Origin of the sequence: Methanobrevibacter sp. (genome assembly GCF_045603845.1) — an archaeon.
In the GTDB taxonomy this organism is placed as follows: Archaea; Methanobacteriota; Methanobacteria; order Methanobacteriales; family Methanobacteriaceae; genus Methanocatella.
In genome coordinates, this window is the sequence record NZ_JAZUMY010000022.1 from 1 (window position 1) to 14318 (window position 14318).

14 protein-coding genes are annotated in these 14318 nt (G+C 32.7%); 7 read left to right on the forward strand and 7 right to left on the reverse strand.

The window, feature by feature from the left end:
* Nucleotides 1–356: 356 nt before the first annotated feature.
* The 5 genes from ACKI2W_RS02310 to ACKI2W_RS02330 form a co-directional block, all read right to left on the reverse strand.
* On the reverse strand, nucleotides 357–1391 hold the full coding sequence (locus tag ACKI2W_RS02310; protein ID WP_407378921.1) for a hypothetical protein: 1035 nt from the start codon (nucleotides 1389–1391) through the stop codon (nucleotides 357–359).
* A gap of 171 nt (nucleotides 1392–1562) precedes the next feature.
* On the reverse strand, nucleotides 1563–1823 hold the full coding sequence (locus tag ACKI2W_RS02315; RefSeq protein ID WP_407378922.1) for a transposase: 261 nt from the start codon (nucleotides 1821–1823) through the stop codon (nucleotides 1563–1565).
* Nucleotides 1824–2662: 839 nt separating this feature from the next.
* Nucleotides 2663–2974, reverse strand: a complete 312-nt coding sequence (locus ACKI2W_RS02320; RefSeq protein WP_407378923.1) for a type II toxin-antitoxin system RelE family toxin — start codon at nucleotides 2972–2974, stop codon at nucleotides 2663–2665.
* Nucleotides 2971–3189: a hypothetical protein gene (locus ACKI2W_RS02325; RefSeq protein ID WP_407378924.1), complete on the reverse strand. Its 219-nt coding sequence runs from the start codon at nucleotides 3187–3189 to the stop codon at nucleotides 2971–2973. The genes ACKI2W_RS02320 and ACKI2W_RS02325 overlap by 4 nt, the downstream gene beginning before the upstream one ends.
* Before the next feature lies 1 nt (nucleotide 3190).
* Nucleotides 3191–4000, reverse strand: coding sequence for a hypothetical protein (locus ACKI2W_RS02330; protein ID WP_407378925.1), 810 nt, complete (start codon nucleotides 3998–4000; stop codon nucleotides 3191–3193).
* 488 nt (nucleotides 4001–4488) lie between these two features.
* Between ACKI2W_RS02330 and topA the strand changes: the two genes are divergently transcribed.
* From topA to ACKI2W_RS02350, 4 genes are all read left to right on the forward strand, one after another.
* Nucleotides 4489–6648, forward strand: a complete 2160-nt coding sequence (gene topA, locus ACKI2W_RS02335; protein WP_407378926.1) for a DNA topoisomerase I — start codon at nucleotides 4489–4491, stop codon at nucleotides 6646–6648.
* 314 nt (nucleotides 6649–6962) lie between these two features.
* On the forward strand, nucleotides 6963–9701 hold the full coding sequence (locus ACKI2W_RS02340) for an STT3 domain-containing protein (RefSeq protein ID WP_407378927.1): 2739 nt from the start codon (nucleotides 6963–6965) through the stop codon (nucleotides 9699–9701).
* A gap of 53 nt (nucleotides 9702–9754) precedes the next feature.
* A complete protein-coding gene (locus ACKI2W_RS02345; protein WP_407378928.1) occupies nucleotides 9755–10849 on the forward strand; it encodes an OBG GTPase family GTP-binding protein in 1095 nt (364 codons plus the stop codon).
* A 5-nt stretch (nucleotides 10850–10854) separates the two neighbouring features.
* Nucleotides 10855–11397 carry an adenylate kinase family protein gene (locus tag ACKI2W_RS02350; protein WP_407378929.1) on the forward strand — a complete coding sequence of 181 codons (543 nt, stop codon included), beginning with the start codon at nucleotides 10855–10857 and terminating at the stop codon, nucleotides 11395–11397.
* A gap of 107 nt (nucleotides 11398–11504) precedes the next feature.
* On the opposite strand, the gene ACKI2W_RS02355 is transcribed toward ACKI2W_RS02350, so the two are convergent.
* Nucleotides 11505–11804 (reverse strand): hypothetical protein, encoded by a 300-nt coding sequence (locus ACKI2W_RS02355; protein ID WP_407378930.1) that lies wholly within the window; start codon nucleotides 11802–11804, stop codon nucleotides 11505–11507.
* 234 nt (nucleotides 11805–12038) lie between these two features.
* Entirely contained in the window at nucleotides 12039–12824 is a 786-nt protein-coding gene (locus ACKI2W_RS02360) for a hypothetical protein (protein ID WP_407378931.1), read from the reverse strand.
* A 505-nt stretch (nucleotides 12825–13329) separates the two neighbouring features.
* Here ACKI2W_RS02360 and ACKI2W_RS02365 point away from each other — a divergent pair.
* The 3 genes from ACKI2W_RS02365 to ACKI2W_RS02375 all read left to right on the forward strand — a co-directional run.
* Nucleotides 13330–13695 (forward strand): ribonuclease P protein component 4, encoded by a 366-nt coding sequence (locus ACKI2W_RS02365; protein ID WP_407378932.1) that lies wholly within the window; start codon nucleotides 13330–13332, stop codon nucleotides 13693–13695.
* The gene (locus tag ACKI2W_RS02370; protein ID WP_292797634.1) at nucleotides 13664–13921 is read left to right on the forward strand and encodes a YhbY family RNA-binding protein; all 258 of its coding nucleotides are present in this window, start codon (nucleotides 13664–13666) and stop codon (nucleotides 13919–13921) included. The genes ACKI2W_RS02365 and ACKI2W_RS02370 overlap by 32 nt, the downstream gene beginning before the upstream one ends.
* Before the next feature lie 98 nt (nucleotides 13922–14019).
* The coding region (locus ACKI2W_RS02375; RefSeq protein WP_407378933.1) for a 30S ribosomal protein S19e at nucleotides 14020–14318 on the forward strand (299 nt) is incomplete at its 3' end.

Here is a 14318-nt window from a genome sequence, read left to right on the forward strand (position 1 = left end):
ATTCACCATAACTCCTTAGTTTAATATTTTTCATGTTTTTTATTAATTTATGGTTGTTAATGTGTTTTTGAAATATTTGGATGGTTTGAAATTGTTATTTTTATTTTTAAGTACTATCCAGGTTTTAATTTGTTTTGTTCTTTTATTTTTTGGGTTAATTTTATTTGTTAGTTTTGACAAAGATTATTTTGATCATTGAAGTTGCAATCATTTTTGTGATTTTTAATGATCATCACAAAAATTCATGGAAATTATCCCAGATTGGTGATGATTTTTGGACAATATAAACGGAGTACAGACTAACATAATCAACTTCAATTGAATGTGGGGGCATAATTTTTGAAGTTTTTAGTTAATTAATATGCTGTTCCTTTTATATTATTGAATCTGATGAGGTTATATGTCATGTTGATGATGTATATCTCTTTTTGAGCAGATTCTTTGTCGGATGTTAATAATTTAAAAATACCCGTCGTATTTTTAATATATCCATTTATACTTTCGCTTTCAGAGAATCTTTCATTGTACATGCTCATATACCTCTGATTTGTGAATTTATTTGTCATTTCGTATTTTAAAGGACTAATATCATCATTAATGGTTTGATGATTGCATATTGAGCGAAAAGGGCAATCGTTTGGACAATCAAATTCATGTTTGTATTTGTGGTCTTTCCAATGTTCTGGAATGCCATTTCTCCTGTTTCTTTCATTATCAATTATTTCACAGCTTATAAGTCTTGATTTTTGTTTAAATGGACATATGTATACATCATTGATTCTTTCCATTTGTTTTTTGCTGATTTTATCATCATTTTTTGTATTTTTGTTTTTCTCTTTCAAATCGTTTTCTGAGCGTATTTTGTTATTTCTTTGTCTTGCAATAACTTTGGGCATGATTAATGCATTAATTGCATATTTATCTGTAATTTCTAGGTTGTGGTCTGAGAAATAGCCTGAATCTAAAATGAATGTTGTTCTTTCCATTAATGTGCTGATTTCCTTATAGTTTCGTCGCAGACCATATTTCATCTGTAATTCCAATAAAATCTCTGTTGTCTCTTTAATATCAAGCAATACTTCTTCTAATACCTTACTATCATTTGGTTTGTCTAATAAGAGTCCTCCAAATAATATTTTATTTTTTAACATGATTTGTTGTAAGTTTAGTGCAAAATCGAATTTTCCTTTTTTGGTTCTCATCATTATGGACTCTGGAAACATAATGGAAACGTAATTTTGTTTTCTTCCCATCAAAGCTTCAGTAAATAAAGGTATTTTCTTATAAATTCTCTTATTATAAATTTCTGGACGTTTCAGAGCCATTTTAATAAGTTTTGTCATTTCTTCATCATCTTTGTAAAATTCTTCTTTTTTCTTTAATTCTTCCATAAATCTTTCCATTGATTGTTTACGATTATTATGTAAGATTTTCCACTGTTTAGCATATCCCAACATAGTAATTTCGTCCCAAGTTATTTTATAATGTATGGAACCATTTACTAACGCATCAGTACCATCAATAAAGATTCTACTAAAATCTAAGAATGATTCTTCATTAAATTACAACAATGTGCAGCAGAAAATCTTTTTTAAGGTTAATCGATTGTTTTCTTTAAAAAACCTTTTAAAAGTCGAAGCAGACGGTGTTTCTCCACAAGTAAAAACTTGTAACATTCTATTTAATTTACATTCACGTGCAACAGATGTTAAATTGGAAATATGTAATGTAGAACAATACATTAATACCCCCAAGAGCAATTCGCGAGGATAAGCACGATTACCATGCTCTGAATCAAATTGCTTATTAAGATCTCTAATCAAATCTTGAACATATTATTTAAAAATGAATTCAGTAATCATACGAAGTTTATAACTCTCTTTACCAAATTTTGACAAACTACATAAAATATTTTTGACTGTAAATAACTCTAATACTTTTAATGCCATATTAAACACATTTTCTCACTAATTTTAATTTCAAAAAAATTTCTTAAAAATAGCCTAAAAATTACTAAATTCATCTAAATTTAATTTAAATTTTTTAAAATTAAATAATATTTATCTTATATTAATAATATGTAATTTAAAGTATTTATAATTATTCTTATTAATTTTTAAGAGTATAGTATTACTTATAATTAATTTTAAAAATTTTCAGAAAAGTATTGAAGAATCAAAAGGATTTAATCAATTTTTAATGAGCCATATTCTTCGCAAAAAATAATTTTCAAAAAGCAAGCCAAAATCCCAGAATAGATGTGAAAAAATACTGAAAAATAAGTTATGTAAAATAATTTGTTTAATAAACAAATGTTTAAAAAAAGAATATTTGAGTAATAAAATACTAATAGTTCAGTATTTTAGTAATTAAAGGTTAATTATTTATTTTTATTTAAATAAATGAATAATATTAATAATTATTTTTAAAAATTAAATTGATGAAAAAGTCTTGATTTCCGCTACAGATGAAAGAAATCAAATAAAATTGGAAAAGTAGAAAAATTAAGAAATTAGAGAGTAATGACTTTTCCTCTTAATATAACTCTTAAGAATAGGTATTGGGAGTCTATAGTTCAATTCTTCATATTCACTTATTCAAAATGGCATTCAACAATAATATTTACATTGGAAAAAGCATGATTGTATTATAAAAAAGTAGATTACAAACTTCTTAATTGTTTTTTACTGAGCTTAGGACATCCAACATCCATTTTATAAACATTTTTACGTAGACCAATTTTAGTTATAAGAATAGTATTATTGCTTACAAAAAATACAATTCTAAAATCGCCCGAACGAGCCCTTCTGTCTCTATCCGAATTCCTTAATCTTTTGAATTTACTGTTAAATGGGTTGGAAATAACTTCCCGAATAGTATCACAAAGTTGAGTATGGATAGGTAAATTATATTCCTTTAAATCATCAAGGAATTTCTGACAAGGAGCAATAATTTGTATATTGTATTTGTTCATAATTTTAACTCTGTAAAATCACTTAAATCTCCAGAATCAACTTTATCATGAAGTTTTTTCAATTCTTCTAAAAAACTATAATATTCATTGCAATTGTCAATTTGTTTAGGAAAATTGAATGTAGAAGTTTGTAAATTTAAATCTCCCACAATAACGCTAGCATGCTGATTATCATAGTCATCTACAGATTTAAATGTGGAAAAACAATGATTCATATTATTCATCCTCCATAGTAGTAGTTAGATTTAAATCTTTATCATAATAATGTTTTCTTTGTATCCATTTAAAACCTTCGTGTTTTGTAATAACTGCAATATCAATTGGACCACCAATGACTTGAGCATCAGGACTGAATCTTGATGAATTAACGGAGATATCTGCTAAAAATTTAACAAGATCAATTGCATCTTTAATAGGCATTGCAGGAACACCTAATGGCAATTGTAATTTTTCTCTACAATCACTTAAAATATTATTAATGGTTTTCCTATCCACTCCATTATCTTCAAATATTTTCAATAGTCTTTCATCAAAACCTAATAGTAATCTTGTCAGGAAACTTGTTTCTCCAAACCATGAAATTGATAGAGGATCATCAGCATTAAGAGGCATTGGTTCTTTAATATCTCCATTATTAATATTAATTAAAAACATTTCAGGATGGCCCTCTCCTTTAGAATATCCTGCAATAAGAAAGCCTAATGATGTTTCAGGGGTAATTTTATTTTCTAAAAATGATTTGAAATCATTAACAATAGCTTCAACAGTACCATATTCCTTTTCTTCAGTGTCTTTCCTAAAATCTTTTACTAAAGTTGAAATAGATTCATCATTTATGCTCCCATTTCCCCATGTCATTGCACCTATACGGCTTCCTTTTTTAAGATTGAATAGTTTATCCGCAGTAAAATAAGTATGACGAACAGATCGTACTCCATCTTCAATTTCTTCTCCAACTATGGTTGATGCACTATCAGTTGCAAGAACAATTCCATCATTAATCTTTAAAGCAATAGCTATTGTCATATTTAATCACCTGAAATATAATTAATTATTTGTATGATGTTTAATATATAATTTCCTAAATTTTTTTAAAATCGTCGTTATTTCATAAAAATTCGTATTATATGATTAAATTAATTATGGGTCACATATAATTTAAAAATGAAATATTACATTATCAATTCATTATTTTTTAGTAATTTAAGCTCTTTAGTGAATTTATCATGGTCATATTAGATTAATTTCAAAAGACCAAAAAGAACGGCAAGATGCATTTTACTAATTTTAAAAACGCTATAATCTAATATGGTATTAAAAAATGGTCTGATTGTAAAAAATCCAACAAATCATTATTTGTTAATATAAAAAGATAAGAATAAAAATAATCTGGAATAAAATAAAACGAAAATTATATTAAATTAACACGTTTGCTTTTTCATAGAAATTTTTATATATGATAATTTATTTTATATCTTATCTAATTACAAAAATTTTGGGGAGTACTTGTTAGAATGCATGAAGTAATTATTTGTGAGAAACCTAGTTCGGCTGAAAAAATAGCAAAAGCATTATCTTCTAAGGCTAAAAAGAATTTATATAATAAAAAGATTAAATATTGGACATTAAGCAGGGATTCAAAAGATATCACTGTTCTATCCGGTGTTGGCCATTTATACTCATTAATTCCAAACACCTCAAAAAGCAGCATTTCATTCAATCTGCATTGGGCACCTGCCTATGAGGTCAACAAAAAGACCAGCGGATATACCCGTGATTATGTAAGGGCTATCCAAAAGTTTGGAAAAGGCGCCGATTCATATGTCCATGCATGCGATTACGATGTTGAAGGAACATTGATCGGTTATAATGCTTTGAAATATGCCTGCGGTGAAGAGTCACTGGCCAAATCTTCCCGTATGAAGTTTTCCACATTGACTAAAAAGGATATCCTTGAAGCTTACGAGAATAGGATCAATATAGATATGCATCAGGTGGACAACGGTATTGCCCGCCACATTCTGGACTATTATTTCGGAATGAACATTTCAATTGCACTATCCAATGCTGTTCGAAAGTCCAAAAAACGATTTTTAAAATTATCCGTAGGACGTGTTCAGACTCCTACCTTATCTATTCTTGTTGACCGTGAAAAGGAAATTGAAGAGTTTGTGCCTGAGCCATATTGGGTTATCAGGGCAATACTTGATTTCGAAGACATTGAAATCAAGCATGTTGACGGAAACATCTTTGACCGTGAAAGGGCTGAGGAAATCTTCAGCAAATGTCAGGGAAAGGATGCTACGGTGGACAAGATTGAGTTTTCCAATTCAACCACAAAACCTCCTGTTCCTTTCAATTTGGGCGGTCTGCAGTCTGAAGCTTATAATGTATTCGGATTCACTCCTAAAAGAACTCAGGTAATTGCTCAAAATCTTTACAGTTCAGGTTACACTTCATATCCGCGTACTTCTTCCCAAAAGTTGCCTGAAAGTTTAGGATTTTCAACCATATTCAAGCAGCTGGCAAATAATCCAGAATACAGAAAGCACATTTCCCAATTGCCTGCCAAACTTAAACCGAACAACGGCAGAAAAGATGATGAGGCACACCCTGCTATTCACCCTACAGGAATTCTTCCAAAAGGATTGTCCAAGGACGAACAGAAGATTTATGACCTGATTGTTTACAGATTCATTGCGGTATTTTTCGAGGCCGCAAAATTCGAAACCATGAGCACTACCCTAGACATTGAAGGCGAAAAGTTCCGTTTCAGACGCAGAAAGGTCACTCATAAGGGATGGATGGAACATTATCCGTTCAGAAAAATTGATGATGAGAAATTCCCTGAAGTGAAAGAGGGAGATTCAATGAGTGTTAAGGAACTGATTTCCGATGAGAAGGAAACCAAACCTCCTGCCCGTTACAACCAGGCTTCATTAATCAAGGAACTGGAGAAAAGGGAACTTGGTACCAAGGCTACCCGTGCTGATATCATCGATAAGTTATACGACCGTAAATATATAGACGGAAATAAGATTTCTGTCAATCAGTTAGGTAAAAATCTCATTGATACGCTGAGCAGCTATTGTAACAACCTGACCAGTGAGGAATTGACCAGGGATCTAGAAGATAAATTGGAAGGTATCAATAAGGAAGTCACAACCCGTTCCAGCGTTATCGAAGAAGGTGAAAAGGACGTCAAGGAGATTCTAGTTGACATTGACAAGAACACTGAAGAGATTGGCTCCAAACTTTATGAGGCTTATCAGGAAAGCAATATTGTCGGCAAGTGCAAATGCGGCGGTAACCTCATTAAAAGATACTCTCCTAGAAACAAAAGCTATTTTGTGGGATGTTCAAATTATCCTGACTGCAATAATACTTATTCTATTCCTAAAGGTGCACGTTTCCTTAAAAAAACATGTGAAAAGTGCGGTTTGCCTATGATTTCATTTGGAAGCAAACCTCCTAAACACGCATGTCTTGATTCAAACTGCGGCAAGGAACATCTTGAACCTGGACAGATTGAAGTTCTCGGAAAATGTCCCGACTGCGGCAAGGACCTGATTAAACGTTCCGGCCGTTACGGAGACTTTGTCGGATGCAAGGGTTTTCCAAGATGCCGCTTCACATGCGCTTTGGACGAACTCAAATATAAACTCAAAAAGTAATTTTGGAAAAATTTAATTTTTTTCAAAATGCATTTATTTTTTATAATATTGGCTTAAATACAAAATACTTAATAATGTTAAAAATAATATATAAACATTAATAGAAACATTAATGATATTTGATGTTTTTATCCGATGCGATAATAAAAATAATATTTTATTAAATTGCATTAGTTAATCCTATAACTAACATTTATTTAGTTTTATGATTAATTGACCCTTTTGGGTGATTGCTTAGTATTATAACTAACTATACACAATTACTCTTATAATTAATTTTAAATTTTAATAATCGAACGAAAATAGAGGATTTTATGAATAGAGAAACAATGATAACAGTAGCTAAATCAGTAGTCATCATACTGATTCTTTTAGCTGTTGTTTTTGCATTAAGAGCTCCTGCAGCTGATCTTACTATTCTTCCTAATGAAATCAAAGGAGATTACGTTGATTCATCAGGTCTTCCTTATTTCAGTGAAATGGATTCATATTATAACTTAAGGTTGACGGAAGATTATGCAGATCACGGCTATGTAGGAGATTTGAAATTAGATGATGGTTCGGAGATGGATTTACACAGGTATGCTCCGGACGGTAATGTAATTAATTACGAACTGGGTATTGTTTATATAACGACGTTTTTCCACGATATGGTTAATCAGTTCATCGGAACTCATACCGTTAGGGAAGTCGCATTCTGGACTGGTGCTGTTGTTGCATCATTAGCTGTTATTCCTGCGTTTATTTTTGCAAGAAGGCTAACCAATGATTATGGTGCTATTGCGGCGACACTGATTATAGCTTTGGCTCCAAACTACTTTGCGCACACATTCCCTGGATTTTTCGATACAGATATGTTCTATTACATATTTTCACTGTTCTTCATATTCTTCTTTGTTGAGTGTATAAGAACGGATAATATTGTGCTTAAGATAGTTTATGCATTGCTATCCATTATTTCAATAGGACTTTTCTCCATTTCATGGACTGGTTACATCTTTTACGTAGGTTTAATGGGTATTTTCGCAGTCGTATATTTAATCGCCTGCTTTGTATTTAATATCGGCGATAATCAGAATCAATATCCGAATAAGCTCTCATGGTTTATACATCAGAAGGAAGTCTTATCAATTATCATTCTTTTAGTGATCGGTTTTATAGGCATTTCATTCTTCAGAGGCATTGACGGTGCACTTGGAATCTTCAACAGTTTACTTTCACTGCTTTCATTGCAATCCACTGCTAGGGTAGTCGGTGGTTTCCCTAACGTACTGATTTCCGTTGCAGAGATGCAAATGCCAAACCTTCTCGGTGCAGGTATGGGTTCAGCATTTTTAGCTAACTCAAACGGTGTAGTAAACGGTATGGGTGGAATCGCTGTAATGTTTGCAGGTTTAACTGTTTTATATGTGTTAATTTCAAGAGTTCTCAAACTCAGAAAAGTAACCGCTCCTAAACAGCAGCAGCTCAAATCCAAACCTAGCAAAGCTGACAGGGTTTCAGCTTCCAAAAAAATCGACGATGGACGCAAATTCAAATTATCACTTGGTGAACTGTCCAGTTTCGGTGAAACTCAGGATGAAATTACTCAAACCAAACGTTTAACGATTTTATACGCATGTTTATTTGTTGTATGGACTCTAGTTACCATTTTAGCAGTAACCAGAGGTTCAAGGTTCATTACCACTATCGTTTTACCGTTCGCATTGATGACCGGTATCTTCATAGGTTATGCAACAGATTATATTAAAAACAAACTGAACAATGACAATTGGCTTGCATTTGTTGTGGTTCTTGCCGGAGCTCTTGCAGCTTATCCGTTAACTCAAATAAACCTAATATTAGGTATTGTTTTATTCGTGGTCATTGTCGGATTAGGTTTAGCTTCAATCTATGCCATCAAATCCAAAAAATCAGCAACCGACAAAGGAATTCCAATTAAAAAGTACATTGCTATTGTAGCTATTGTCCTTGCACTTGTGTCCCCTACTGTCTGCGGTGCTTATGTCACTGCAAATCAGGTAGTTCCGGGTACTAACGATGCGATGTGGAATTCAATGGTCTGGATTAATGAGAATTCAGATAATTCAACAGTCATCACATCCTGGTGGGACTTCGGTTACCTCTTTGAGATTGCTGCTGACAGACAAGTAACATTCGATGGAGGTTCTCAGTCAGGAGACCGTGCGTACTGGCTGGGTCAGGCGATGACAACGAGCGATTTGGAGTACTCTGCAGGAGTATTCAGAATGCTGGATTCCTCAGGTACCAAAGCTCAGGAAGCATTATACAATTACACTGATGACTATGGTAAATCCACCGATATCCTTAAGGTGATTTTACCTATGACTGCAGAGAATGCTACCAGCACATTGGTCAACACATATCACTTGACTAATGAGCAGGCTAATACGGTAGTTAATTTCACTCACCCTGCAAATCCACGTCCTGTAATATTTGTTGCAAGTTCAGATATGCTTCAAAAAGCAGGTTGGTGGAGTTACTTCGGTGCATGGAACTTTACAAACCAAAGTTCCCAAAACTACAATTATTACGTTCCTTCACAGCAGGTAACTGTTGAACCTGGATCAACCGGCAAATTGCCTTTAATCGATGATTCCGGTTTAATCGTAAATGCAGTTATCCAAAGGGGAACAGGCAATAATTCAACTACCGCATACACTGAAGCATTGTCTTCATACAACAACAGTGAAATTATAATTAATGGTACTCCATACAACCCATTGAACATTTCAAATATCATGGTTATTGAAGACGGATATCTTGTTAAAAACGAATCTGTTGGAAACGTAAAAGATGCAAACTACACCCTCTTCCTTATGGGTGAAGGAAACGTCTACACTCCAATATTGATTGACAACAAATTATCCAATTCCATGTTCACTCAATTATACCTATTGGGTGGTGCAAACCAGGATGTATATACAATGGTTCATATGGAAAACGGTGTATCATTATGGCAAGTAAACTTTAACAATACTGTTGCTGGAGGAGGTTCTGGTTCTTCCGGTACAACAAATACAACTAGATAGATTGGGATTTAACTCCTGATCTCTTTTTTTATATTTTTTAATATGGTGATTTAATGGGCATTGAAGATAAGATTAAAGATATTGAGGAAGAAATTCAAAAGACACCATATAATAAGGCTACTTCACACCATATTGGTAAATTAAAAGCTAAACTTTCAAGATTAAAAGAGGAATCTTTACAGAGAAGCAGTTCCGGTCACAAGGGACAGGGTTTCCACATGAAAAAAACCGGAGACGCTACTGTTGTTCTTGTAGGATTTCCGTCTGTTGGTAAATCAACATTATTGAATGAGATTACAAACGCTGAAAGTAAGGTCGGAGCTTATCAGTTCACCACTTTAGACATTGTTCCGGGAGTTATGGAGCATAAAAATGCTAAAATACAGGTTTTTGATATTCCTGGAATTATTACAGGTGCAAGTAGCGGTAAAGGAAGAGGAAAAGAGATTTTGTCTGTTGCAAGAACTGCAGATTTGATTTTGGTTGTTTTAGATACCTTGAACCCGCAGCATCTTAACGTAATTTTAAAAGAACTCAGAAATATCGGTATAAGGCCTAATGAACGTCCGCCTGATGTAACCGTCAACAGAAAAAAGCTGGGCGGTGTTAAAGTATCATCCACATGTCCTTTAACCCATTTGGATGAAAAGACAATAAGATCAATCATCAATGAGTACGGAATGCACAATGCAGATGTCCTCTTCAGGGATGACGTAACTATAGACCAGTTCATTGACGTGCTTGACAGGAACAAATCATATGTTCCGATGCTAATTTTGTTGAACAAGGTCGATTTGGTCGATGAAGATTACATTGAAGAGCTTAAAAAATATATTCCGGATTTCATTCCGATTTCAGCAGATAAAAAGACAAATATCGATGAGCTTAAAGACCTGATATTTGATAATCTTGATCTGGTCAGGGTTTATTTAAAGCCGCAGGGCAGAAAAGCGGACATGGAAGATCCTTTGGTTATCAAGAAAGGCTCAACAGTTATTGACGCATGTGGCAAGCTTCATCGTGAATTTGTGAAAAACTTCCGTCACGCTAAAGTATGGGGAACATCAGTCAAATTCCCAGGTCAGAAAGTCGGACCGGACCATGTTCTTGAAGATGAGGATGTTTTAAGGATTATTTTAAAAAAATAGATATCATGTCCAATATTATTTTTATCAGCGGTACTCCATGCACTGGAAAGACCACTGTCAGTGAAAAGTTATCAGAAAAGCTGAATTATGATTTGATTAAAGTTAATGATTTGGCTATTGATAACAATCTTGTTTTAGGAATTGATGATGATAAAGGGTATAAGATTATAGATATTGACGGATTAAATGATTTGCTTTTAGAGATTATATCTGAACATGATAACTTGATTGTTGAAGGTCATCTGTCTCATTTATGTTCCGGTGCCGATAAACTTATTGTCTTGAGATGCCGTCCGGAAATTCTTGAGAAAAGACTGGCTTTGAGGGATTATTCTGATGCTAAAATCCATGAAAACCTGGAAGCTGAAGCTATGGGAGTTTGTTCAGCTGAAAGTTTGGATATTTATGATAATAATGTTTATGAGTTGGATGTAAGTGATTTAAGTGTTGATGATGCTGTTTTAACTCTTATTGATGTTGTTAACGGTGAAAAAGAGTTAAGTTTTGGTGAAATTGACTTCATGGACTGGTTACTCGTACATCAATAGGTTTATTTTTTCTTTTTTTATTAACATGTCTTTGTTAATTAAGTTCATGAATGTTTTAATTAACTAGTTGGTTAACAAGTGGTTTAATAAATCATTATATTTTCATTTTAATCGAAGTCACAATCGCTGACTATTTCTAATATTTTTTGTCGGACATATTGTTCATCATTCTTATCTGGGTTATCTGCATATTCTTTTACAATAATATGTATTTCTATAAGTTTTTTCTCTAATTGTATTCTTCTTTCTTCTTCTAGTATTCTTTTTTTCTCAACATCTATTCTTTTTTCTTCAGCTTGTATTCTTTTTAGTGTTTCTTCTATTGCTCTTTTTTCGGCTTCCTGTGTTTCTTCTTTTGCTATGTTTCTTAGCCTGTTTTCTCTTCTTTCTATACATGATGAGGTCATATTAATTTCTCCGTTAATTTTTAGGTTATATATAAATTATAAGGTAGTTGTGTGGTTGGTATATTAGGTTTTTAAAAAATTGGGGGATGTGCAATTTTTTGTTTTAAAATTGCTTTATTTCCCCTTATTATTTTTTTAATTAATTTCTTGATATTGCTAATATTTTTTGTGTTGTATTTTTGTCTAAGTTGTTTTTAACAAAGGATATTACTTCATTAAGTTTTTCTTCTGCTTTTATTCTTTTTTGTTTTTCTTTTTCTGCAATTTTTTGGCTTTCTCTGTTTCTTCTTTTGATATGTTTCTTAGTCTGTTTTCTCTTTCTTCTATGCATGATGATGTCATTCGTATCACATCCAATAATTTTTCTTGTAGATCCGTGTCATTAACGAATAGGTCGACCAGTATCATTTGGCAGAAGGCTATTGCTTCCCTGTTTTTTTCTGGGATGTTTAATTTTTCCGTTAAACGGCATAGCTCTTCAACTAGCTTCTCTACATTATCGTGGCCATGGTTGGTGAGCGGTAATATGGAGAATACGTATTGTTCGTATTCGGTTAATGTTTCGTTATCTACGGTTTTGTCTTTAATGTTATTTAATATTGTCGCACCGTCAATTTTCGGTGTGAAATAACACTGCGCTTCATATTCCAGATTCTTTAAAATCTGCAGTTTATTGACGGATTTTCTCTCCTTATCTAAAATGACGATTTTCTGTTCCATCGTTTCACCGTAATGGAAATAACACTGCAGCACATATTCAAAATCTCTGTTCAGATGGGATTTTGACAAGGGCTGCTTGTGAAATTCTATATTGATATGCCCCTCTTTTCCTTGAAGCAGTATGTCCATTATCTTTACGTCACGGCCGGGCTTGAATATCTCATTTGATATGATGATGTAGTCATCTTCTGGCAAATCCAGCAATGGAATAAGAGCGTTGACGAATGCATGTGTCGCTATTTTGAAAAGCGAATCATATCTGTTTTTAGTTTTGTTATCTAAGGGTATTATTCTCATCATTAAAACAACCTCATATTTTTTTATAAATTAATTTATATGCCGGCATTATTTTAAATTTACAAAATTATATTGGGTTATTTTACTATATAAATTGCTCAGTTTCTTCTGATTACAATTTTACCTTGTTAAATCAATATTTTAATAAAAAGGTTAAATTATATCAACTTGTAAAAATTGCTTCGAGTCCTGTAAAAGCAATATTTTCAATGTAATTCCGCCATACTCAGGAATTTTCTTCTGAATTTTTTCAGGGCAATATATTTGAGTTCATCTGTCTCATATGAAAAGAACTCAATGGAATGTTTGCATTAAAATCATGATGAAAAATAAAAACTTCGGATATTGCCCATTTCAACATAACATTTATTAATAGTGAAAATCATAATTATTTTTAATATTCATCTTAACCTAAGGTTATTCATTAACTATGGTTTTTGTTTTAATTTGCGCAAATCATTTTAATTCAATTTTTGAATATTATATCCGACAATTAAGGAGGATATTTTTGAGTAGAGGAAGACGACCTAAATGGATGATTGATATAGCTATTGAAAGAATGAACATTCTTTTTGAGCGTGCCGAGATGGAATTCATCACCCATCCCGAACGGTCACACAGGTATGTTGAGCTGGCTAGGAAATTGTCCACCAAGTACAATACCAAGATTCCGGATAACTGGTCTCGAAGGTATTGCAGGAAATGCGGTAAGTTCCTTTACTATGGTCATAATTCGTCCGTCCGGCTGGTTGACGAGAAAGTTAACATTTTTTGTGGAGAATGTGGCCATGTTATGAGAATTCCTTACAGTAAGGAAAAGAAAAATAAAAGGAGAGCTAAATATGAGTCAATCAAAAAAAGAAATGATGAATAGAGCTCTTTCCGCGATGACAATCAACATTGGTAAAAGCGGCGTCAATGACAATGTCATTGAAGAAATCAGACGCCAGCTTAAGGCTAATGAAATTGTCAAACTTAAATTTGCAAAAAATATCGCTAGAGATAAAGATACTTATATTGCAGAAATTGTCGAAAAGACTCGATGCAAGCTCATCGATGTTAGAGGACATGTTGCTGTAATTTACAAAAAGAAGCCTTAAGAATTACTTAAATTTAGAGTTACAGGCCCTATTTTTTAGGTCTTAAATTTACAGTGGATTAAGAGGACAATTATTTAATAAAATATTGGAGAATTAATATGACTACTGTATTTGATGTACCTGCAGATTTATTAATTGAAAAAGTCGCAGAAGAATTTAAAGAAAATGATAAAATCAATTCCCCTGCATGGTCCAATTTTGTTAAAACCGGTGTTCACAAAGAAAGAAAACCGGAAAATGCTGATTGGTGGTATGTAAGATGTGCATCTATCATTAGAAGAGTGTACATGGATGGACCTGTTGGAGTAATGAGTTTAAGAACTTTCTACGGTGGTAAAAAAGACCGTGGTGTAACTCCTGAAGTATTTAGAAAAGGTAGTGGAGCTATCATTAGAAA

What these genes read in the sequence shown, in the direction of transcription:
- ACKI2W_RS02345 (WP_407378928.1), top strand. Translation starts at nt 9,755, where the DNA reads ATGGGCATTGAAGATAAGATTAAAGATATTGAGGAAGAAATTCAAAAG.
- ACKI2W_RS02330 (WP_407378925.1), bottom strand. Translation starts at nt 4,000, where the DNA reads ATGACAATAGCTATTGCTTTAAAGATTAATGATGGAATTGTTCTTGCA.
- ACKI2W_RS02350 (WP_407378929.1), top strand. Translation starts at nt 10,855, where the DNA reads ATGTCCAATATTATTTTTATCAGCGGTACTCCATGCACTGGAAAGACC.
- ACKI2W_RS02360 (WP_407378931.1), bottom strand. Translation starts at nt 12,824, where the DNA reads ATGATGAGAATAATACCCTTAGATAACAAAACTAAAAACAGATATGAT.
- ACKI2W_RS02310 (WP_407378921.1), bottom strand. Translation starts at nt 1,391, where the DNA reads ATGGAAGAATTAAAGAAAAAAGAAGAATTTTACAAAGATGATGAAGAA.
- topA (WP_407378926.1), top strand. Translation starts at nt 4,489, where the DNA reads ATGCATGAAGTAATTATTTGTGAGAAACCTAGTTCGGCTGAAAAAATA.
- ACKI2W_RS02340 (WP_407378927.1), top strand. Translation starts at nt 6,963, where the DNA reads ATGAATAGAGAAACAATGATAACAGTAGCTAAATCAGTAGTCATCATA.
- ACKI2W_RS02370 (WP_292797634.1), top strand. Translation starts at nt 13,664, where the DNA reads ATGAGTCAATCAAAAAAAGAAATGATGAATAGAGCTCTTTCCGCGATG.
- ACKI2W_RS02325 (WP_407378924.1), bottom strand. Translation starts at nt 3,189, where the DNA reads ATGAATCATTGTTTTTCCACATTTAAATCTGTAGATGACTATGATAAT.
- ACKI2W_RS02320 (WP_407378923.1), bottom strand. Translation starts at nt 2,974, where the DNA reads ATGAACAAATACAATATACAAATTATTGCTCCTTGTCAGAAATTCCTT.
- ACKI2W_RS02355 (WP_407378930.1), bottom strand. Translation starts at nt 11,804, where the DNA reads ATGACCTCATCATGTATAGAAAGAAGAGAAAACAGGCTAAGAAACATA.